General features: G+C 66.5%; 19 protein-coding genes and 1 pseudogene. 15 read left to right on the plus strand and 5 right to left on the minus strand.

Annotated features, from left to right (window positions below):
* Positions 1 to 21 precede the first annotated feature (21 nt).
* The 7 genes from AC1MDG_RS18035 to AC1MDG_RS18065 all read left to right on the plus strand — a co-directional run bounded on the left by AC1MDG_RS18035 (position 22) and on the right by AC1MDG_RS18065 (position 8,795).
* Positions 22 to 1,533: a fumarylacetoacetate hydrolase family protein gene (locus tag AC1MDG_RS18035; protein WP_479805719.1), complete on the plus strand. Its 1,512-nt coding sequence runs from the start codon at positions 22 to 24 to the stop codon at positions 1,531 to 1,533.
* A complete protein-coding gene (locus tag AC1MDG_RS18040) occupies positions 1,526 to 2,218 on the plus strand; it encodes a GntR family transcriptional regulator (RefSeq protein ID WP_479805721.1) in 693 nt (230 codons plus the stop codon). The genes AC1MDG_RS18035 and AC1MDG_RS18040 overlap by 8 nt, the downstream gene beginning before the upstream one ends.
* 9 nt (positions 2,219 to 2,227) lie before the next feature.
* On the plus strand, positions 2,228 to 3,739 hold the full coding sequence (gene hpaE, locus AC1MDG_RS18045; RefSeq protein ID WP_479805723.1) for a 5-carboxymethyl-2-hydroxymuconate semialdehyde dehydrogenase: 1,512 nt from the start codon (positions 2,228 to 2,230) through the stop codon (positions 3,737 to 3,739).
* Between the two features lie 51 nt (positions 3,740 to 3,790).
* Complete coding sequence (gene hpaD / locus AC1MDG_RS18050) at positions 3,791 to 4,876, plus strand: 3,4-dihydroxyphenylacetate 2,3-dioxygenase (protein WP_479805725.1); 1,086 nt, start codon at positions 3,791 to 3,793, stop codon at positions 4,874 to 4,876.
* A 2-nt stretch (positions 4,877 to 4,878) separates the two neighbouring features.
* Positions 4,879 to 5,664: a 2-oxo-hept-4-ene-1,7-dioate hydratase gene (hpaH, locus tag AC1MDG_RS18055; protein ID WP_479805726.1), complete on the plus strand. Its 786-nt coding sequence runs from the start codon at positions 4,879 to 4,881 to the stop codon at positions 5,662 to 5,664.
* The gene (locus tag AC1MDG_RS18060) at positions 5,649 to 6,470 is read left to right on the plus strand and encodes an aldolase/citrate lyase family protein (RefSeq protein ID WP_479805728.1); all 822 of its coding nucleotides are present in this window, start codon (positions 5,649 to 5,651) and stop codon (positions 6,468 to 6,470) included. Before hpaH ends, AC1MDG_RS18060 begins: the two co-directional genes overlap by 16 nt.
* A gap of 150 nt (positions 6,471 to 6,620) precedes the next feature.
* Entirely contained in the window at positions 6,621 to 8,795 is a 2,175-nt protein-coding gene (locus AC1MDG_RS18065; protein ID WP_479805730.1) for a transglycosylase domain-containing protein, read from the plus strand.
* 59 nt (positions 8,796 to 8,854) lie between these two features.
* Here the strand turns inward: AC1MDG_RS18065 and AC1MDG_RS18070 are convergent, their stop codons facing one another.
* Positions 8,855 to 9,589 carry a FadR/GntR family transcriptional regulator gene (locus AC1MDG_RS18070; RefSeq protein ID WP_479805732.1) on the minus strand — a complete coding sequence of 245 codons (735 nt, stop codon included), beginning with the start codon at positions 9,587 to 9,589 and terminating at the stop codon, positions 8,855 to 8,857.
* 191 nt (positions 9,590 to 9,780) lie between these two features.
* On the opposite strand from AC1MDG_RS18070, the gene AC1MDG_RS18075 reads away from it, so the two are divergent.
* From AC1MDG_RS18075 to AC1MDG_RS18090, 4 genes are all read left to right on the plus strand, one after another.
* Positions 9,781 to 10,326 (plus strand): gluconokinase, encoded by a 546-nt coding sequence (locus tag AC1MDG_RS18075; RefSeq protein WP_479805734.1) that lies wholly within the window; start codon positions 9,781 to 9,783, stop codon positions 10,324 to 10,326.
* Between the two features lie 68 nt (positions 10,327 to 10,394).
* The gene (locus tag AC1MDG_RS18080; RefSeq protein WP_479805736.1) at positions 10,395 to 11,798 is read left to right on the plus strand and encodes a GntP family permease; all 1,404 of its coding nucleotides are present in this window, start codon (positions 10,395 to 10,397) and stop codon (positions 11,796 to 11,798) included.
* A gap of 362 nt (positions 11,799 to 12,160) precedes the next feature.
* Complete coding sequence (locus AC1MDG_RS18085) at positions 12,161 to 13,510, plus strand: ammonium transporter (RefSeq protein ID WP_479805738.1); 1,350 nt, start codon at positions 12,161 to 12,163, stop codon at positions 13,508 to 13,510.
* Between the two features lie 256 nt (positions 13,511 to 13,766).
* Positions 13,767 to 14,051 carry a DUF1540 domain-containing protein gene (locus tag AC1MDG_RS18090; protein WP_043484181.1) on the plus strand — a complete coding sequence of 95 codons (285 nt, stop codon included), beginning with the start codon at positions 13,767 to 13,769 and terminating at the stop codon, positions 14,049 to 14,051.
* Between the two features lie 81 nt (positions 14,052 to 14,132).
* Here the strand turns inward: AC1MDG_RS18090 and AC1MDG_RS18095 are convergent, their stop codons facing one another.
* On the minus strand, positions 14,133 to 14,510 hold the full coding sequence (locus tag AC1MDG_RS18095; protein ID WP_479805740.1) for a hypothetical protein: 378 nt from the start codon (positions 14,508 to 14,510) through the stop codon (positions 14,133 to 14,135).
* Positions 14,511 to 14,675: 165 nt separating this feature from the next.
* Here AC1MDG_RS18095 and AC1MDG_RS18100 point away from each other — a divergent pair, with 165 nt between their 5' ends.
* The 3 genes from AC1MDG_RS18100 to AC1MDG_RS18110 all read left to right on the plus strand — a co-directional run bounded on the left by AC1MDG_RS18100 (position 14,676) and on the right by AC1MDG_RS18110 (position 15,869).
* A complete protein-coding gene (locus AC1MDG_RS18100; RefSeq protein WP_200891050.1) occupies positions 14,676 to 14,837 on the plus strand; it encodes a hypothetical protein in 162 nt (53 codons plus the stop codon).
* A 6-nt stretch (positions 14,838 to 14,843) separates the two neighbouring features.
* Entirely contained in the window at positions 14,844 to 15,158 is a 315-nt protein-coding gene (locus AC1MDG_RS18105; protein ID WP_043484186.1) for a DUF6221 family protein, read from the plus strand.
* Positions 15,159 to 15,227: 69 nt separating this feature from the next.
* Positions 15,228 to 15,869 carry an NADPH-dependent F420 reductase gene (locus AC1MDG_RS18110; RefSeq protein ID WP_479805742.1) on the plus strand — a complete coding sequence of 214 codons (642 nt, stop codon included), beginning with the start codon at positions 15,228 to 15,230 and terminating at the stop codon, positions 15,867 to 15,869.
* A 20-nt stretch (positions 15,870 to 15,889) separates the two neighbouring features.
* Here AC1MDG_RS18110 and AC1MDG_RS18115 read toward each other — a convergent pair whose 3' ends face one another.
* Positions 15,890 to 16,504, minus strand: a complete 615-nt coding sequence (locus tag AC1MDG_RS18115; protein ID WP_043484739.1) for a DnaJ family domain-containing protein — start codon at positions 16,502 to 16,504, stop codon at positions 15,890 to 15,892.
* A gap of 153 nt (positions 16,505 to 16,657) precedes the next feature.
* Positions 16,658 to 16,813: pseudogene (locus tag AC1MDG_RS18120) on the minus strand (ACP phosphodiesterase); the annotation flags it as partial.
* Positions 16,814 to 17,117: 304 nt separating this feature from the next.
* Here AC1MDG_RS18120 and AC1MDG_RS18125 point away from each other — a divergent pair.
* Positions 17,118 to 17,519, plus strand: a complete 402-nt coding sequence (locus AC1MDG_RS18125; protein ID WP_479805745.1) for a hypothetical protein — start codon at positions 17,118 to 17,120, stop codon at positions 17,517 to 17,519.
* A gap of 96 nt (positions 17,520 to 17,615) precedes the next feature.
* Here AC1MDG_RS18125 and AC1MDG_RS18130 read toward each other — a convergent pair whose 3' ends face one another.
* The gene (locus AC1MDG_RS18130; protein WP_479805747.1) at positions 17,616 to 18,302 is read right to left on the minus strand and encodes a DUF2848 domain-containing protein; all 687 of its coding nucleotides are present in this window, start codon (positions 18,300 to 18,302) and stop codon (positions 17,616 to 17,618) included.
* Positions 18,303 to 18,305: the final 3 nt, after the last annotated feature.

Genomic DNA, 18,305 nt, shown 5'->3' on the forward strand with positions numbered 1-18,305 from the left:
GTACTCGATGAGGAGTAACTCTTGGAACAGGTCACCGACCACCTCCTGGCCGCGGCCCGCAAAGTCATCGCGGTGCATATCAACTACCCCAGCCGGGCAGCCCAGCGCGGCCGTACACCGGAGCAGCCCTCCTACTTCCTGAAGCCATCCTCTTCCCTGGCAACCGGCTCAGCGGAAGCCCCTTCAACGGTGGAACGCCCGGCCGGCTGCGAACTCCTCGGCTACGAGGGCGAGATCGCCCTGGTCATCGGCAAGGCTGCCCGCCGCGTGGGCATCGAGGACGCCTGGAGCCACATCGAGTGGCTTACCGCCAGCAACGACCTCGGCGTCTACGACCTCCGCTATGCGGACAAGGGCTCCAACCTCCGGTCCAAGGGCGGCGACGGCTTCACTCCCGTGGGCCCGGGACTGATCGCCGCGGACGCCGTGGACCCCGCCAAACTCCGCGTCCGCACCTGGCATAACGGCGAGCTTGTCCAGGACGACACCACTGAAGACCTCCTCTTCCCGTTCGCCCGGCTCGTGGCGGACCTCTCCCAGCTGCTCACCCTCGAAGAGGGCGACATCATCCTGACCGGCACGCCGGCCGGCGCTTCCGTTGCCAAACCGGGCGACGTCGTCGAGGTCGAAGTCAGCGCCGTCGAAAGTGGCGGCGAGGCGGTGAGCACCGGCCGCCTGGCCACCCGGGTGGCGGAAGGCACGACGCCGTTCGCGGACTTCGGTGCCCGGCCCCGGAGCGATGATCTCCAGCGGGAGGAAGCGTACGGCTCCCGCGAAGCCGCCGGGCTCCCGGCCCAGGCACCGGAGTCGCCGGCCCCGGTGCTGACCGCCGAGCTCAAGGCGAAGCTGGAAAGCGTCTGCACCGCCACCCTCTCCTCCCAACTGCGCAAGCGCGGCCTGAACAACGTCAGCATCGACGGCCTCACCTCCACCCACCCGCAAAAGCGGATTGTGGGCCTGGCCCGGACTCTGCGCTACGTGCCCAACCGCGAGGACCTCTTCAAGACCCACGGCGGCGGCTTCAACGCCCAGAAGAAGGCCATCGATTCCGTGAACGAGGGCGAGATCCTGGTGATGGAGGCGCGCGGCGAGAAGGGAACCGGCACCATCGGCGACATCCTGGCCCTCCGCGCCCAGGTGCGCGGCGCCGCGGCCGTGATCACCGACGGCGGGGTGCGTGACTTCTCCGCCGTGGCCGCCATGGACATGCCCACCTACTACTCCAACCCGCACCCGGCGGTGCTGGGCCGCCGGCACATCCCCTGGGACACGGACATCACCATCGCCTGCGGCGGTACCACCGTGCAGCCCGGGGACATCATCGTTGCCGACTCGGACGGCATCCTGGTGATCCCGCCGGCCCTCGCGGAAGAGCTTGCGGATGATTCCATCGCCCAGGAACGTGAGGAAGTCTTCATCGCCGAAATGGTCCAGCAGGGCCACAGCGTGGACGGCCTGTACCCGCTGAACGCGGAATGGCGCCTTAGGTATGAGGAATGGGAAGCAACGGGAAACGGACAAACCAATGACTGAGATGGCCACCGCCGCAGGCCCCCGAAGCAAGTCCGAGCAGGCCTATGCCGCCGTCAAGGCCCGGATCGTTGACGGCACCTACTCCCCCGGCTACCGGCTGGTGCTGGCGAAAATCGCCGAGGACCTGGGCGTCAGCGTGGTGCCGGTCCGCGAAGCCATCCGCCGGCTCGAAGCCGAAGGGCTGGTCAAGTTCGAGCGGAACGTCGGCGCCACCGTGTCCGGCATCGACCCCACCGAGTACCTCTACACCATGCAGACCCTGAGCATCGTCGAAGGTGCCGCCACGGCACTCTCGGCTCCGCTGATCGGTGCGGCGGACGTGGCCAGGGCCCGGGCGGTGAACGAGGAAATGCGGGAATGCCTGGAACACTTCGACCCCGTCCGCTTCACCCGGCTGAACCAGGACTTCCACAGCGTCCTGTTCGAGCACTGCCCCAATCCGCACATCCTGGACCTCGTCCACCGCGGCTGGAACCGGCTCGCATCGCTGCGGTCCTCCACGTTCCGCTTCGTCCCGGGCCGCGCCCGCGACTCCGTGGACGAACATGAGGCCCTGCTCCGGCTCATTGAAACCGGTGCCGCCGCCGACGAGATAGAAAGGGCGGCCCGCCTGCACCGCAGCGCCACCCTGGACGCCTACCTGGCGCAAGCCACCTCCACCGAACAACAGACCGCACAGCAGTAAGGAAAAACAATGACGTTCACTGCCGCAGAAGCCACCCACTATGTTCCGCAGGACCTTCCCTCCCACATCCAGCACTACATCAACGGCCAGTTCGTTGATTCAGTGGGCGGCAAGACCTTCGACGTCCTGGACCCGGTTTCCAACACCAACTACGCCACTGCCGCGGCCGGCCAGAAGGAAGACATCGACCTGGCCGTCGCCGCAGCCCGCGAAGCGTTCGTCAACGGCCCCTGGCCGAAGATGAAGCCCCGCGAACGCGCCCGCATCCTGAACAGGATCGCCGACGCCGTCGAAGCCCAGGAGGAGCGCCTCGCTGAACTCGAGACCTTCGACACCGGCCTGCCCATCACCCAGGCCAAAGGCCAGGCATTGCGTGCAGCCGAGAACTTCCGCTTCTTCGCGGACCTGATCGTGGCCCAGTTCGACGACGCCATGAAGGTCCCGGGCTCGCAGATCAACTACGTGAACCGCAAGCCGATCGGCGTCGCCGGCCTCATCACCCCGTGGAACACCCCGTTCATGCTGGAGTCCTGGAAGCTCGCCCCCGCTTTGGCCACCGGCAACACCGTGGTCCTCAAACCGGCCGAATTCACTCCGCTCTCGGCATCGCTGTGGGCCACGATCTTCAAGGACGCGGGCCTCCCCGACGGTGTCTTCAACCTGGTCAACGGCCTCGGCGAGGAAGCCGGCGACGCCCTCGTCAAACACCCGGACGTCCCGCTGATCTCCTTCACCGGCGAAACCACCACCGGGCAGACGATCTTCCGTAACGCCGCCGCCAACCTCAAGGGCCTCTCCATGGAGCTCGGCGGCAAGTCCCCCTGCGTCGTGTTCGCCGACGCAGACCTCGACGCCGCGATCGACTCCGCCCTGTTCGGCGTCTTCTCCCTCAACGGCGAGCGCTGCACCGCCGGCTCCCGCATCCTCGTGGAGCGGGCCATCTACGACGAGTTCTGCGAAAAGTATGCCGCCCGCGCGAAGAACATCGTGGTCGGCGACCCCCACGACCCCAAGACCCAGGTGGGCGCCCTGGTCCACCCGGAGCACTTCGCCAAGGTGGCCTCCTACGTGGAGATCGGCAAGTCAGAAGGCCGGCTGCTGGCCGGCGGCGGACGTCCCGAGGGCCTGCCGGAGGGCAACTACATCGCCCCCACGGTGTTCGCCGACGTCGCCCCCGACGCGCGGATCTTCCAGGAGGAGATCTTCGGCCCCGTCGTCGCGATCACCCCGTTCGAGAACGACGACGAAGCCCTCGCCCTGGCGAACAACACCAGGTACGGCCTGGCCGCCTACATCTGGACGCAGAACCTCACCCGCGCCCACAACTTCTCGCAGAACGTGGAGGCCGGCATGGTCTGGCTGAACAGCCACAACGTCCGCGACCTCCGCACCCCGTTCGGCGGCGTCAAGGCCTCCGGACTGGGCCACGAGGGCGGCTACCGCTCCATCGACTTCTACACCGACCAGCAGGCCGTCCACATCACCCTCGGAACGGTCCACACGCCCAAATTCGGCGCCTAGTTCCGGCGCTCCACAGACCCTCCAGACCCCTTTCAAAGAAGAGAGAACACCATGAACAACGTCATCCCGAAGCCCTCCGTCCCGGCCCCGGACATCGTGCGCTGCGCCTACATGGAGATCGTGGTCACGGACCTTGCCAAGTCCCGCGAGTTCTACGTTGACCTCCTGGGCCTCCACGTCACCGAGGAAGACGAGAACAACATCTACCTGCGCTCCCTCGAGGAGTTCATCCACCACAACCTGGTCCTCCGCAAGGGACCCATCGCCGCCGTCGCCGCTTTTGCCTACCGGGTGAAGTCCCCCGCCGAGGTGGACGCCGCCGAGGCCTACTATAAGGAGCTCGGCTGCCGCACCGAACGCCGCAAGGACGGTTTCACCAAGGGCATCGGCGATTCCGTCCGCGTGGAGGACCCGCTGGGCTTCCCGTACGAATTCTTCTACGACGTGGAGCACGTGGAGCGCCTCACCCAGCGCTACGACCTCTACTCCGCCGGCGAACTGGTCCGGCTGGACCACTTCAACCAGGTCACCCCGGACGTTCCCCGCGGCCGCAAGTACCTCGAGGACCTCGGCTTCCGCGTTTCCGAGGACATCCAGGATTCCGACGGTGTCTCCTACGCCGTCTGGATGCACCGCAAGCAGACCGTCCACGACACCGCGCTGACCGGCGGCAACGGCCCGCGCATGCACCATGTCGCGTTCGCCACACACGAGAAGCACAACATCATCCAGATCTGCGACAAGATGGGCGCCCTGCGCATCAGCGACCGGATCGAACGCGGCCCCGGCCGGCACGGCGTGTCCAACGCGTTCTACCTCTACATCCTGGACCCGGACGGCCACCGCATCGAGATCTACACCCAGGACTACTACACCGGCGACCCGGACAACCCCACCATCACCTGGGACGTCCACGACAACCAGCGCCGCGACTGGTGGGGCAACCCCGTTGTCCCGTCCTGGTACACCGAGGCCTCCCTGGTCCTGGACCTCGACGGCAACCCGCAGCCCGTCATCGAACGCAAGGACAAGAGCGAGATGGCCGTCACCGTCGGCGCCGACGGCTTCAGCTACACCCGCAAGGACGGATCCCCCGAAGGGGACCGGACGGGCTTCAAGCTCGGAGCGCAGCTGTAGCCATGCTGGATGCCAAGACGATCGAGGTAATCGCGGACGAGCTGCTCGAAGCCGGCCGCAACCGGAAGCCGGTGCCGCGCCTGACATCGCGCTACCCGGACATGACGGTGGAGGACTCCTACGCCGTCCAGCAGCTCTGGCGGAACCGCAACGAGGACGCCGGCCGGAAGCTCGTGGGCCGCAAGATCGGCCTCACCTCCAAGGCGATGCAGGCAGCCACGGGGATCACCGAACCGGATTACGGCGCCATCTTCGATGACATGGTCCTGGAAACCGGGTGCTCGGTGCAGTGGGACCGGTACACGCATCCGCGGGTGGAGGTGGAACTGGCGTTTGTGCTGAAAGACGCGCTCAAAGGCCCCGGCTGCACCATCTTCGACGTCCTCAACGCCACCGACTACGTGGTTCCGGCCCTCGAGATCCTGGACTCCAGGATCGAAATGGAGGGCCGGACCATCGTGGACACCATCGCGGACAACGCCGCGATGGGCGCCATGGTGGTGGGCGGCCGCCCGGTGAAGCCCGACGCCGTCGACCTCCGCTGGGTGTCGGCCATCCTCTACAAGAACCAGACCGTTGAAGAAACGGGCGTGGCTGCGGGGGTCCTGGACCACCCCGCCAACGGAGTGCATTGGCTGGCCAACAAAATCGCCGCCCACGGTGACGGGATGAAGGCCGGGGACATCATCCTGGCCGGCTCCTTCACCCGCCCGCTCTGGGTGTACAAGGGCGACACCGTCCATGCCGACTACGGACCCCTGGGGAGTGTCACATGCCGCTTCGAGTAGAACCGGACGCCACGTTCCGCGACGCCTTGGCCGGCTCGGACCGTCCCTTCACCGGCATGTGGGTCTGCTCCGGCAGCCCGCTGGTGGCAGAGCTCTGCGCGGGGGCAGGCCTGGACTGGCTGCTGATCGACGCCGAGCACAGCCCCAACGGGCTCGAATCCGTCCTCGCCCAGCTGCAGGCGGTCCGCGGCTACCCGGTCCAGGCCATGGTCCGGCCGCCGGTCAACGACACCGTGCTCATCAAGCAGTACCTGGACCTCGGCGTCCAGAACCTGCTGGTACCCATGGTGAACTCCGCCGCCGAAGCCGAAGCCGCGGTGGCTGCCACCCGGTACCCGCCGCACGGCGTCCGCGGCGTGGGCTCGGCCCTGGCCCGGGCCTCGCGCTGGAACCGGATTCCGGACTACCTCGCCCGCGCCAGCGACACCATCAGCCTCACCGTCCAGATTGAATCCGAGGCCGCCGTCGCAGCGGTGGAAAACATCCTGGCAGTCGACGGCGTGGACGGCATCTTCCTGGGGCCCTCGGACCTCGCCGCCTCCATGGGCGTGCTGGGGCAGCAGGAACACCCCGAGGTGCGTGCCGCCGTCGAACACTGCATCGCTGCCGCCAAAGCGGCCGGCAAACCGGCCGGTGTGAACGCTTTCAACCCCGCCACCGCGCGCAGCTACTTGGCGGCCGGCGCCGCGTTTGTGCTGGTGGGCGCCGACGTCGCCATCCTGGCTCGCGGCTCCGAGGCCCTCGCCGCCGAATACATCCCTGCGGCCCCGATGGCTGAGCCGCCCGAAACCCCCGCCAGCTACTGACCCCAAGCCGGTGGTTGGGTCCGGCGAAACCTTGGATCTCGACAAGCTCGATCACCGGGAAACACCCGGTGTGCGGGCATTAGGACTCTGGCCTGCGGGCGGCGGCCCGGCGTAGCCTTGAGGCACTGGCACGCGTGATAGCTGGAAGAAATGGCGCCGAAGAAGCGATGGGGTTCCCGTCTGGCCGCAGCCTTGGCAAGGCTGATCGGATTTATTGCCGTGAGCGCCGTCTGCGGGGTCCTGGCAGCCAGCCTTGTGGCCCCCAGCGTGGCAGCCGCCGGTGTGACAGTCAGCAGCTCGATCACGTTCTTCAACAACCTGCCGGGCGACCTCACGGTCAATCCTCCGTCGCAGGCCACCAAAATGGTGACCTCAGACGGCCAGCCCATCGCCACCTTCTACGCGGAGAACCGGGTCCGGGTCACCCTCGACCAGATGTCGCCGTTCATCAAGGACGCCATCGTCGCAATCGAGGACAGCCGCTTCTACGAACATGGCGGCGTGGACCCGCAGGGCATCCTCCGGGCGCTGACGTTCAACGTCACCCAGGGCGGCCGTCAGGGCGCATCCACGCTGACCCAGCAGTACGTCACCAACGTCATCAATGAGTCGCATCTTTCCGCTGATCAAGGCGAGCAGGTGATCCTCAGCGGCCAGAAGAGCGTGGGCGACAAGATTCGGGAAATGAAGCTGGCCATCGAGCTGGAGAAGAAATACACCAAGAACCAAATCCTCGAAGGCTACCTGAACATCGTGTTCTTCAACCGGGACGCCTACGGAATCGAGGCCGCCGCCCGGCACTTCTTCAGCGCTTCCGCCAAGGACCTCACCTTGCCGCAGGCGGCGCTGCTGGCCGGGCTGGTGAACAGCCCCAGCTTTTACGACCCTGCCGTGCATCCGGAGAACTCGCTGCAACGCCGCAACCAGGTCCTGGGCAACATGCTGGAGCAGAAGAAAATCACCCAGGCCGAGCACGACGCCGCTGCGGCCACCGGCGTGGAGCTGAAGGTCACCCCGGGCCGGCAGGGCTGCGCCGCCGCCGTGATCGCACCGTACTTCTGCGACTACGTGTCCCACCTGATCCTCAACAACCCGGCCTACGGAGCGGACCCCAACGACAGGGAGAGGCTGCTATACCGCGGCGGCCTGATCATCGTCACCACGCTGGACAGCCGGCTGCAGGCCGCTGCCCAGGCCCAGGTGGACGCCACCGCGGGCGCGAATCCGGACAAATGGGGCGCCGCCCTGGTCACCATCCAGCCAGGGTCCGGCCGGATCCTGGCCATGGCGCAGAACACCGTCTTCCTGCCGGCCGAAGGGAAATTCGACACCCAGCTGAACTTCAACGTCGACTCCAAGGACGCCAACGGCAATGACCTCAACGGCGCCGGCGGCTTCCAGCCCGGCTCCACCATGAAGCCGTTCACGTTTGCGGAATGGCTGAACGAGGGCAAGCCCATCAACGCCATGATCGACGCTTCCCGGCGCACCTATCCCCTCGACTTTCCGTGGCGGTCCAGCTGCGGGAAGGTGCTGGGCGCCTACAACACCGCCCAGAGGAACGAGGGCGCTGCGGATGATCTCCAGAACAACGATCCGGGCTACTACCGGCCCATGTCCGTCAACTACGGCCTGTACAACTCCATCAACACGGCCACCTTCGCTGAAGCCGCGCAGCTGGACTTCTGCGGTATCCAGAAGATGGTGGATGCCGTGGGCCTCCACAGCGGCCTGGACGGAGCCCAAGTCAACATGCACCAGCTCGGCAACCTGCTGGGCGCCATCGGCGTGGCCCCGCTGCACCTCGCCAACGCCTTTGCCACCTTCGCCAACGACGGGCGCTACTGCACCCCGGTCGCCGTCGCGGACGTGAGCGACCCGGCAGGCCGGCACCTGCCAGCCGAATCCTCCCAGTGCCGCCCTGCCGTCAAGCCCGAGGTGGCCCGCGGCGTCAACGCGGTGCTCCAGGACGTGCTGAAAATGGGCTCCGGTATCTACATCAACCCGAAGGTCCAGAGCAAGGTGCCGGTGGCGGCCAAGACGGGAACGTCCAACAACAACGGCGCCACCTGGGTGGCGGGCTACACCTCCGGCCTGGCCACGGCGTCGTTTTTTGGAGACACCCTGGAAGGCCAGCAACGGGCTGGCCAGAACGTCACCATCAACGGCAACTTCTACAAGTCGGTGGACGGCTACATGCTTGCCGGTCCGCAGTGGGCCAATTACATGATGCAGGTGGCGGGGTTGTACCCGGCTGAGCCGTTCCCGGCGCCGCCGCCGTCCATGTACACGCCCCAGGGCCCGACGCCGGCGCCCTCGCGGTAGGGCGGCGCCCTCCCGCGAGCCGGAACCTTCCCGCTAAGCCGGCGCCCTCCCGCGAATCCCTACGGCAGCCCCATCGCCGTGCGGACCTCGTCGAGGATCTGGTGCATGGCGACCTCCGCGGTACCTGCATCACCCCCGGCAACCGCCGCCGCCACGGCCTCGTGTGCCGCCAGAGCGTCAGGACGCGGCTTGAACGGCATCAGTCCCTGTTTGGTCCTGCTGGACAGAACTTCGGCCACCATGCCGTCCAGGGCCTTGAACATTTCGTTTCCGCTGCTGTGCAGGAGCAGGCTGTGGAAGGCGATGTCCGCCTGGAGGAATGCTTCCAGCTCGCCGGCTTCGCCGAGCCTCCTCAGTTCTGCAGCCAGCGCCGTGAGCTGACGGCGTTCCGCTGCACCCGCACGGCGCGCAGCACCCGCCGCGGCGATGGGTTCGACGGCGATCCGGAGTTCCGTGAGGCTGCTGTACTGCTCGGCCCGGCGGCTGGACGCAAGCCGCCACCGCACCAGCTTGGGATCAAAGACGTTCCAGAGTTCGGGGTCCTGCACCACGATGCCCACCCGGCGGCGGGAATACACCAGGTTCATCGATTCCAGGACGCGCATGGTGTCCCGGGCCAAGGTGCGGGACACGTTGTAGTGCTGCTGGAGATCGTCCAGGGTCAGCCGTCGGCCCGGGGCCAACTCGCCGGAAACGATGGCTTCGCCGAGGGCATCCAGTACCCGCAGATGCAGTGCCGGAACCGCCGCCTCACCGTCGGTTGCGTCCGCGTTGTCCTCTGTCGCCGTCGACATGTTTGAAGCCTCCCTCTGCGCCGTGGCGCCTGACCTCCAGTTTAGGCCACAAATAACTAAAGGTATGACCTGTGTTACAAAAAGATGCTACTAATGCATCCAAATGGTGCTATCTTATTTTCCTATCCAGCGTCCGCTGCTGGCCTGAGCTTCATTCCGAAGCCAACGATGTCTTCTACGGAGGTAGAACAATGAAGTTTCCTGCCATGCACTTGGTAGTCATGGGTGTCGCCGGAGCCGGCAAGTCCACTATCGCCGGGGCACTCTCCCGGGATCTCGGCTGGGACATGGCCGAGGCGGACCAGTTCCATCCCGAGTCCAACATCGCCAAGATGAATGCCGGCACCCCGCTCCAGGACGAGGACCGCTGGCCCTGGCTGCAGTCCATCCGGGACTGGATGACCGCCCAGGCCGCGGAAGGCAAAAGCACCGTCCTGACCTGCTCCGCCCTCAAGCACAGCTACCGGCAGCTGCTGTCCGAGGCGGAAGGCACGGTGGTTTTTATCCACCTCGACGGCGATCCTGCCCTGCTCGGCGAGCGCATGCGCGGACGCGAAGGCCATTTCATGCCGGTGACGCTCCTGCCCAGCCAGCTGGCCACCTTGGAACCGCTGACGCCGGAGGAACTCGCCGCCGGAAGCCTTCGCCTGGACATCACCCGCACGCCCGAGGACCTGGTTCAGGCCGTCAAGGCCGCCCTCCACCTGCCGGCGGGCCAGGCCCCCTGCACCTCCTGATCCCCCCATCCCCCTAGGCTCCACAGCCCCCCCCCCCCCCCCCAACACATCTGTTTCAAAGGAGAACCATGACCATCGAAGGATGGACTCAAACCCTCGGCGCAGGTCCCCTGCTGCTGATTGCCGGCGCCGCCATCTTGGTGCTGCTGTTCCTCATCATCAAGCTGCGCATGCATGCGTTGCTGGCCCTGATCCTCATCAGCCTGGCAACCGCCTTCGCCACCGGCATCCCGGCGGACAAGGTGGTTCCGGTGCTCGTCAACGGGTTCGGCAGCACGCTGGGTACCGTGGCCCTGCTGGTGGGCCTGGGCGCAATGCTCGGCCGCATCGTTGAAACCAGCGGCGGCGCCAAGGCCCTGGCCGATTACCTCATCAACCTCTTCGGTGAGAAGCGCGCCCCGTTCGCACTGGGCCTCGCCTCGCTGATCTTCGGCTTCCCCATCTTCTTCGACGCCGGCCTGGTAGTCATGCTGCCCGTGGTCTTCGCAGTGGCGCACCGCCTTGGCGGCGGTGTGCTGCGCTACGGCCTGCCGGCTGCAGGCGCATTCTCCGTGATGCACATCTTCCTGCCGCCGCACCCGGGCCCGGTCTCCGCGGCAACCTTCTTCGACGCCAACATCGGCCTCGTGCTGATCGCCGGCCTCATCACCGCCATCCCCACCTGGTACGTCACCGCCTACCTGTTCGGCCTGTGGACCGGCAAGAAGCTGGTCCTCCCCGTTCCGGAACTGCTGGGCCACGCCGACACCGCCGCCGAACAGAACCCGCCGCGCTTCCGCACGGTGGTGGGCGTCCTGCTCCTTCCGCTGGTCCTCATCTTCCTCAACACCGGCCTCAGCACCCTGGCGTCCGCCGGCGTCCTTCCTGCCTCGGCAAAGACCGAGGCCTGGTTCCAGATCCTGCGCACCCTCGGTGAAACGCCGGTGGCCCTGCTGATCGCCGTGCTGGTGGCCATGTTCGTCCTGGGCAGGCTCCGCGGCTCCCACGGCGCCACCCTGGAGAAGCTGCTCGAATCCTCCCTCGGCCCGGTCTGCTCGGTCATCCTGATCACCGGCGCCGGCGGCATGTTCGGCGGCGTGCTGCGCACCTCCGGCATCGGCACCGCCCTGGCCGGCGTCCTGGGCGACGTCGGTATTCCCCTGCTGCTGGCCGGCTTCCTGATCTCGGCCATCCTGCGCATCGCGCAGGGTTCCGCCACCGTGGCGCTGACCACCACTGCCGGGCTGATCGCCCCGGCCGTGGCCCTCGCGGGCATGAACGGCATGCAGGTGGCCTCTTTGGTCATCGCCGTGGCCGCCGGTTCCGTAGTGGTCTCGCACGTCAACGACTCCGGCTTCTGGCTGGTGGGCCGCTTCTTCGGCATGGACGTCAAGACCACCCTGAAGACCTGGACCGTGATGGAAACACTCATCGGCGTCATGGGCTTCGCGATCGCTGCGGCCATCTTCGGCGTAGCCGGCCTGGCCGGTTAGCGGGCCGATCCACCCGTCCGGGTCAACCGGGTAAGGCAACAGAGAACGACGGCGGGACATCCCGCCGTCGTTCTCTCGCTTTAACGCAAGCCCGTCCCGGCCTGTCCCGTTGATCTACCGCCGATCCGCGTCTGGTGAGCAGCCGGTCATCTCGCCGAAACGTGCACCGCCAAGAGCATCCCGACACCGCGTCCACGGGCCGTCGTTAACATGCCCGAAACACGGCGGTCATGTGATCTTCACGCAAGGGCCGTTCCTGTAACTTTCCTGCAACGTAGCGCCCGATTATCGGAAACACGCACCGTGAAACATTGAGCGGGGGCGTGGCCCGGAATCACTCGAGGTCCCGTACGGAAGACTTGATGAGAAGGGACACGCAGGTGCAAATCACTGCGGAAAACGTCTGGGTGCTGGTGTCAACAGCCCTGGTGCTGATCATGACCCCCGGCCTCGGCCTCTTTTACGGCGGCATGACCCGGGCCAAGGCTGCGCTCAACATGATCATGATGAGCTTCATCTCGGCCGGTATCGTCGGCGTCATCTGGGTGCTGTGGGGCTACTCCATGAGCAGCGGCGAAGGCGTGCTGGGAATCTTCGGCAACCCCTTCGCGAGCTTCGGGCTCACCAACCTCATCGGTTCCCCCGACCTCATCAAGGCAGCCTACGCGGGCACGTTCGCCATGGTCACGGTCGCCCTCATCAGCGGCGCCATCGCCGACCGCGCCAAGTTCAGCTCGTGGGCGCTCTTTGTTCCCATCTGGATCACCCTGGTGTACTGCCCGCTCGCCTACATGGTCTGGGGCGGCGGCCTGCTGGGCGCGAACGGAGCCATCACGTCAGTATTCGGGCAGGTCATCGACTTCGCCGGCGGCACGGTAGTGGAGATCAGCTCCGGCGTCGCAGCGCTGGTCCTCGCCGTCATCGTGGGCAAACGCCAGGGCTTCGGCAAAGACCCCAACCACCGCCCGCACAACATCCCCTTCATCATGCTGGGAGCAGCCATCCTCTGGTTCGGCTGGTTCGGTTTCAACGGCGGCGCCGCCACCACGGCGGAGCAGGCCGGCCTGATCTGGATCAACACCCTGGTGACTCCGGCTGCGGCCATGCTGAGCTGGCTGGTCACCGAAAAGATCCGCCACGGACACCCCACCTCCCTGGGGGCCGCCTCCGGCGTAGTGGCCGGCCTGGTGGCCATCACCCCGTCCTGCGCCAACATCAGCCCGGTGGCCGCCATCGGCCTGGGCCTCGCGGCGGGCGCCCTGTGCGCCATCTTCGTGGACCTGAAGTACCGGTTCGACCTTGATGATTCCCTCGATGTAGTGGGCGTCCACCTCGGCGGCGGCCTGATCGGCACACTGGCACTTGGCTTCATTGCGCTTCCGGTGGACGGCGAGGGCGGCGGACTCTTCTACGGCGGCGGACTCCACCAACTGGCGGCTCAGACCGTTGCCGTGCTGGTAACCGTCCTGCTCTCCGGACTGGTGACCACCGTCCTGGGCCTCGCCATCCACAAGACGCTCGGTTTCCGGGTCAGCGAGGAAGCCGAAAACGTGGGCGTGGACCTGTCCGAGCACGCCGAGACCGCCTACGCATTCGGCGAGCTGTCCCGCAGCCGGTTCAACCCCTTCCACCACTACGCCACCGTGCCGGCTCCGGCAACAGCCCCGGCAGAGGGAGCCCAGGCGCACGAAAAGGAAGACAGCCTGGTGTAGCTGCCTTCACATGGTGCGGGTTTAGGGGCCGGCGGCTGCTTTGGGAAGGCCCCCCGGACGTGCCGGGAGTCGTGCCGTCGGCCCTACCTCCATTGTAGGAGCCGCGGCGTTGCCCGGCCATAGGCCGTAATGCCCTAACCGCCCGCGGGCGCGGCAATTAGGTCATGCGTTTGGGTCTTTTTGATTGGGCAGGACAGGCCTACCGTGGACCCAGGGAGCGGCCCGCCCGGGCAGCCGAACCACGGAGGATCTTCCTATGACAACGCACGTCGCAGACTGCAGTGTTTCCAACTGTTCCTTCAACGACCATTCGCACTGCAACGCCGCCGCCATCACGGTGGGCGGGACCGAAGACCACGCATCCTGCGCCACGTTCATCGACACCGGCACCCATGGCGGCCTGCCCAAGGTCCTGGCCGACGTCGGAGCCTGCCAGCGCTCCGAATGCGCCCACAACGACCACCTGATGTGCAAGGCGCCCGAGGTCCATGTGGGTCCCGGCGCGGACAACGCCGACTGCCTCACCTACGCGCACGCATAGCGGCACGCCCGGCGGCCACTCAGCACCGAAAGCAGCGGACGACGGCGGGACTTCCCGCCGTCGTCCGCTTGCGTTGGCGCTTTAGTCGTCGCCGGCCGGCGTCTCAGGTTCGGGTTCTTCCAGCCAATCCACCACGCTGCTGCCGCCGTGGGCCCGGTTGAGGGTTTCCTGCAGCGCATCGGCTTCCTGCGCCGCGATGTCCAGTTCGGCCACCGCGGTCATCACGCCGCGGGCGCTTTCGTTGTGGGGGCGGGAATAGTGCGTGCCTGCCGCCGCCGCCCGGTGCCATGCGGCCAGTTCGCGGATGGCCTGCGCGATGGAGCCCTGGGTTTCGGTCAGGCTGCGGAGGATTTCGTGGCTATCCGAGGGAGCGTCCAGGTTCCTGGTAGCGCGGGCCAGGTACCGGGCCGCTTCCTGCATCTGCTGCGCTGCGCGCCGTGGTCCGTTCGTCTCTGACACTGTCCTGCTCCTTCGCTGGGCCGTCTTCCGATGGGACTTATTGTCCTCCACTGCAGTGGAAGGGGCAGGGTGGAAAGGTCCTTGACAGCCTTGTGGCTACGGGAGCTAGATGATCAGTAACGGGGATTCCTGAACCACAGCACAAAGCACAGCAAAGGAGCGGACATGAGCGAAAACCCACGCGCTTCGGAGCGTGTCCACAGTGAAGCTCCGGCCGAGGGCGACGAGAGCGCTGATCCCAGGGACATCCGGGTGCACTCCCAGGACCCTGCCGAAGGCGCCGACCTCACGGGCGTCGACCTCACTGACGGGGCTGCCGGCGGCTGAAAAGTTGTGGACATTGTCGAATTCCTGACCGAGCGCGTCAGGGAAGATGAAGCTGCGGCCCTCAAGATCCTCAGTGACCGCACAGTCTCCGAGTCGGCGAAATGGTACGAGCACCGGCTCCTGCTGGAGTGCGAGGCGAAGAAGAGGGTTATCCGGATCGTTGAGTCGGCGCGGCAGACGGCGCTGGCCACCATGGTCAGCGACCCCTTCGAGGAGGAATCCCGCTGGATTCCGGAAGCCATCGAATGGACCACGCGGTCGCTGAAGGCCTTGGCGCTGCCCTACGCAGATCACCCGGACTTCGAAGAGGACTGGCGGTGATTCCGTGCCGGGCGCTACACATCGTGGCGCGCCCGAAATATCCACGGCCCGGGCGGTGTTGGCCCGGACATGACAACAATCGGAATCATCGGTGCAGGACACATTGGCAGCCAGATCGCCCGCAAGGCCGTGGAGCTGGGCTACGACGTGGTCGTCAGCAATTCGCGCGGGCCGGAAACGCTGACGGAGCTCGTGGCGGAACTGGGACCGCGGGCCCGGGCCGCAACAGCGGCGGAGGCGGCAGCGGCGGGCGATTTCGCCGTTGTCACCGTGCCGCTCAAGAGCATCGGGGACGTTCCGGCGCAACCGCTGGAAGGAAAGATCGTGATCGACACGAACAACTACTACTGGGAGCGGGACGGCCGCTTCCCTGAACTGGATAGCGGCCAGGAAACGACGTCCGGGCTGTTGCAGAAGCACCTTCCCACCTCGAAGGTGGCCAAGGGCTTCAACCACATCATGGCGAAGGAGATCACCAGTGACGGGACGCCGGCCGGCACCGAAGGCCGCCGGGCACTTGCCACGGCCAGCAACTACCCCGAGGCTGCGGAACTCGTGACCCGGATCTACGACGAGTTTGGCTTCGACACCGTCAACGTCGGTCCCCTGTCCGAAAGCTGGCGGGTTGAACGCGACCGCCCGGCGTACGTGATTCGCCAGAATGCCGCCGAGCTCACCGAGAACCTGTCCCGGGCCCACCGCACCGTCTGACGTCCGGGAGCGGCGTGCCTTTACGTTCCGCCGTTCCAGATCCGCCGCCACCACGAGTGCTTACCTTCAGGCTCCGGTGGCGGCGCCGCTGCCGCAGCGGCGGCAGCGGCGGTGGCGCGCCGTTCGCGCCAGCGCTCCACTTCGGCATCAACCTCACGGGTCCTGGTGACGACGGGCGGCCCGCCCTGGAGCTGGCGGCGGGCATCGATCACGCGCTTATTGAAATCCTGCAGGATCTCGCGGACCTGCTTCTCCGAATACTGCGAGTCGAGCCTGGCGTCCAGCCCGGCGTCCTCGGTCCGCAGGAGAATGGCTTTCGGGCCCATGCCGGTGATGTTCTCGCGCTGGATGAGGCCCTTGACCCACCAGTCGGGATCGTAGCCCTCGCCCAGCCCCGGAATGGGTTTGCCGGCGTACTTCAGGTTGTCGAACTTCCCCTGGGCCATGGCGTCCCGGATCAGGTATTCGGCCCTCTTGGCGTCATCCACCTTCCGCCGCTTTTCCCGCTCCTTTTCCTCAGCGGCGGTGAGCTCGGCTTCCTCGTGGGCCGTCATGCCGGTGGCCCGGACGGCACGCAGTTCGGCAGCCCGTTCCACCCGCCGCCTGAACGCGCTGCCGGATCCCTCGCTGGTCATGTCCACACCGTCCCGGGCCGATCCTGAATAACCTGCCTTCCAGTATTCAGAGGCCCTGCGCGGGTTTCAATAACGTAGGTCACCGCGATGTCCCAAACCACAGCGGACGACGGCGGGAGGTTCCGCCGTCGTCCGCTTTCGCTTGCCTGGGACTCAGCGCGAGAGCTTGGCCTCGTCCGGTGTGGGGTCGCCGATGTGGCCGGGAGCGTTGGCGGCAAGCACCCGCTGCACGAACGCGCCGTATTCCTCCATGTAGTGGCGCAGGAAGTCCGCGGTGCCCTGGTTGGTGACCGTTCCGTCGTCGGCGAAGTCGGCGGGCCAGGCTTCCGACGAAGTAGCCGATCTGGAACGTTGCCATGCGACAGATCCCTTCTTTGGGCCAGTCTGAGCAGCTGGCCGACTGATGGGCGGTGCCCGTGGCGGGCGCAGCCAACCAGCCAGTCCAGCACAGAACCCGGGCGGCGGCCAGAGGCGCGAGGTACCCGGGGACATAGGATTCAGAGAGCACCACGACTATGCCGGACACGGCATTTCACTAAGACTTATGTATCCGGGAGGCCAGATGGAACCGCCGAGGCTCGCGATGAGTGCCAGGCGGCGAGGCGCCAGATCCGTGCGCACCGCGCCGCTGCCCGTGTCGAAGGGCATGCTGCGTGGCCGCTTGATTCTTCGGCTTCTCCTTGCGTTTCCGGCAGGACTGATCTTCGCAGCCATGGTTATCGCCGCGTTCGGGCTGGAGTTCTCTGCCGCACGGACGGCCACTTACTTGGGACTGGCGCTCTCGTATGCCTTGGTCCTCTGGACCACCTGGCGCACCGGCGTGAAACGGAGGGCCGTCTTTGCGGCCTCCGGGGGCGACCCCCAGGCGGGCGGCGTGCTGCTGTTCGGGGTCATAAAGCCACGCAGCCGTGCCACTGGTTCCCGATCAGGCGGTTCCGGCTTCAACGGCTATTTCGGCGATGGCGACAGCTCCGACGGCGGCGGTGGTGACGGCGGTGGGGGCGGCGGCGACTGACGAGGCGCGAACCGGCTGCTAGCCATAACAGCCGGAAGCGGACGACGGCGGGATCTCCCGCCGTCGTCCGCTTCTGTTTGTTCCGGGCAAGCCGGATCAGCCGATCGGTGCGGCCATCTGCTCCACCACATACTGGGCGTCCACGGAGGCCCCGGTCACCGGATCGGCCATCTCCACCCTCCAGCTGCGGGCGAACTGGTCCACCCCGTGGGTCATGGCCACCGTGCCCGAAATGAGGACGGTGCCGGGTTCGTTGAGGCCGCGCTCGGAGAGGACGTCCAGCCAGTAGTCGGGGCTCAGCAACGCGCCCAGTGAGCTGTCCTGGATGAGGGTATCCGGCGTATCGCCTTCCCCCACCCAGCCCTTAAGCGTGATCTGGTCCAGGTGCTCCCGCACGTCGTCGAGCCGCCAGGCCTTGCGCCCCAGGACATCAGGGCTGGCATTCTTGCTCCACGCAACACCGTGGACTTCAAGCTCGCGGTCCGTGTGGTCGCAGGCCACCGTCAGCAGCACGCCGTCCTCGGTGATCACGAGCGCCCATTCTGCCTCTCCTGAGGTCCGGCCGTGCTGCACGCGAACTTCAGAAACCTGCTGGGCCAAATACGGCGAGACCGGATACAGCGCCGGCGTGGTTGTGGGTCCGGGGACGCCCAGCTCGGCCAGCTCGGCGATGTGGGCCTGCACCTCCTCCTGTTCCCGCCCGGCGTAGCCGGCGTTCAGGAGGTGCTTGACCTGGACTTTCGTGGTGGTGCCGTCGGGAAGTTCGAAGCTCAGGGCCGTCATGTT

It is taken from the genome of Arthrobacter sp. AIWTK1 (assembly GCF_056680535.1).

What these genes read in the sequence shown, in the direction of transcription:
- AC1MDG_RS18115 (WP_043484739.1), bottom strand. Translation starts at nt 16,504, where the DNA reads ATGACCAGCGAGGGATCCGGCAGCGCGTTCAGGCGGCGGGTGGAACGG.
- AC1MDG_RS18080 (WP_479805736.1), top strand. Translation starts at nt 10,395, where the DNA reads ATGACCATCGAAGGATGGACTCAAACCCTCGGCGCAGGTCCCCTGCTG.
- AC1MDG_RS18060 (WP_479805728.1), top strand. Translation starts at nt 5,649, where the DNA reads ATGCCGCTTCGAGTAGAACCGGACGCCACGTTCCGCGACGCCTTGGCC.
- AC1MDG_RS18065 (WP_479805730.1), top strand. Translation starts at nt 6,621, where the DNA reads ATGGCGCCGAAGAAGCGATGGGGTTCCCGTCTGGCCGCAGCCTTGGCA.
- AC1MDG_RS18070 (WP_479805732.1), bottom strand. Translation starts at nt 9,589, where the DNA reads ATGTCGACGGCGACAGAGGACAACGCGGACGCAACCGACGGTGAGGCG.
- AC1MDG_RS18075 (WP_479805734.1), top strand. Translation starts at nt 9,781, where the DNA reads ATGAAGTTTCCTGCCATGCACTTGGTAGTCATGGGTGTCGCCGGAGCC.
- AC1MDG_RS18090 (WP_043484181.1), top strand. Translation starts at nt 13,767, where the DNA reads ATGACAACGCACGTCGCAGACTGCAGTGTTTCCAACTGTTCCTTCAAC.
- hpaH (WP_479805726.1), top strand. Translation starts at nt 4,879, where the DNA reads ATGCTGGATGCCAAGACGATCGAGGTAATCGCGGACGAGCTGCTCGAA.
- hpaE (WP_479805723.1), top strand. Translation starts at nt 2,228, where the DNA reads ATGACGTTCACTGCCGCAGAAGCCACCCACTATGTTCCGCAGGACCTT.
- hpaD (WP_479805725.1), top strand. Translation starts at nt 3,791, where the DNA reads ATGAACAACGTCATCCCGAAGCCCTCCGTCCCGGCCCCGGACATCGTG.
- AC1MDG_RS18040 (WP_479805721.1), top strand. Translation starts at nt 1,526, where the DNA reads ATGACTGAGATGGCCACCGCCGCAGGCCCCCGAAGCAAGTCCGAGCAG.
- AC1MDG_RS18110 (WP_479805742.1), top strand. Translation starts at nt 15,228, where the DNA reads ATGACAACAATCGGAATCATCGGTGCAGGACACATTGGCAGCCAGATC.
- AC1MDG_RS18130 (WP_479805747.1), bottom strand. Translation starts at nt 18,302, where the DNA reads ATGACGGCCCTGAGCTTCGAACTTCCCGACGGCACCACCACGAAAGTC.
- AC1MDG_RS18085 (WP_479805738.1), top strand. Translation starts at nt 12,161, where the DNA reads ATGAGAAGGGACACGCAGGTGCAAATCACTGCGGAAAACGTCTGGGTG.
- AC1MDG_RS18100 (WP_200891050.1), top strand. Translation starts at nt 14,676, where the DNA reads ATGAGCGAAAACCCACGCGCTTCGGAGCGTGTCCACAGTGAAGCTCCG.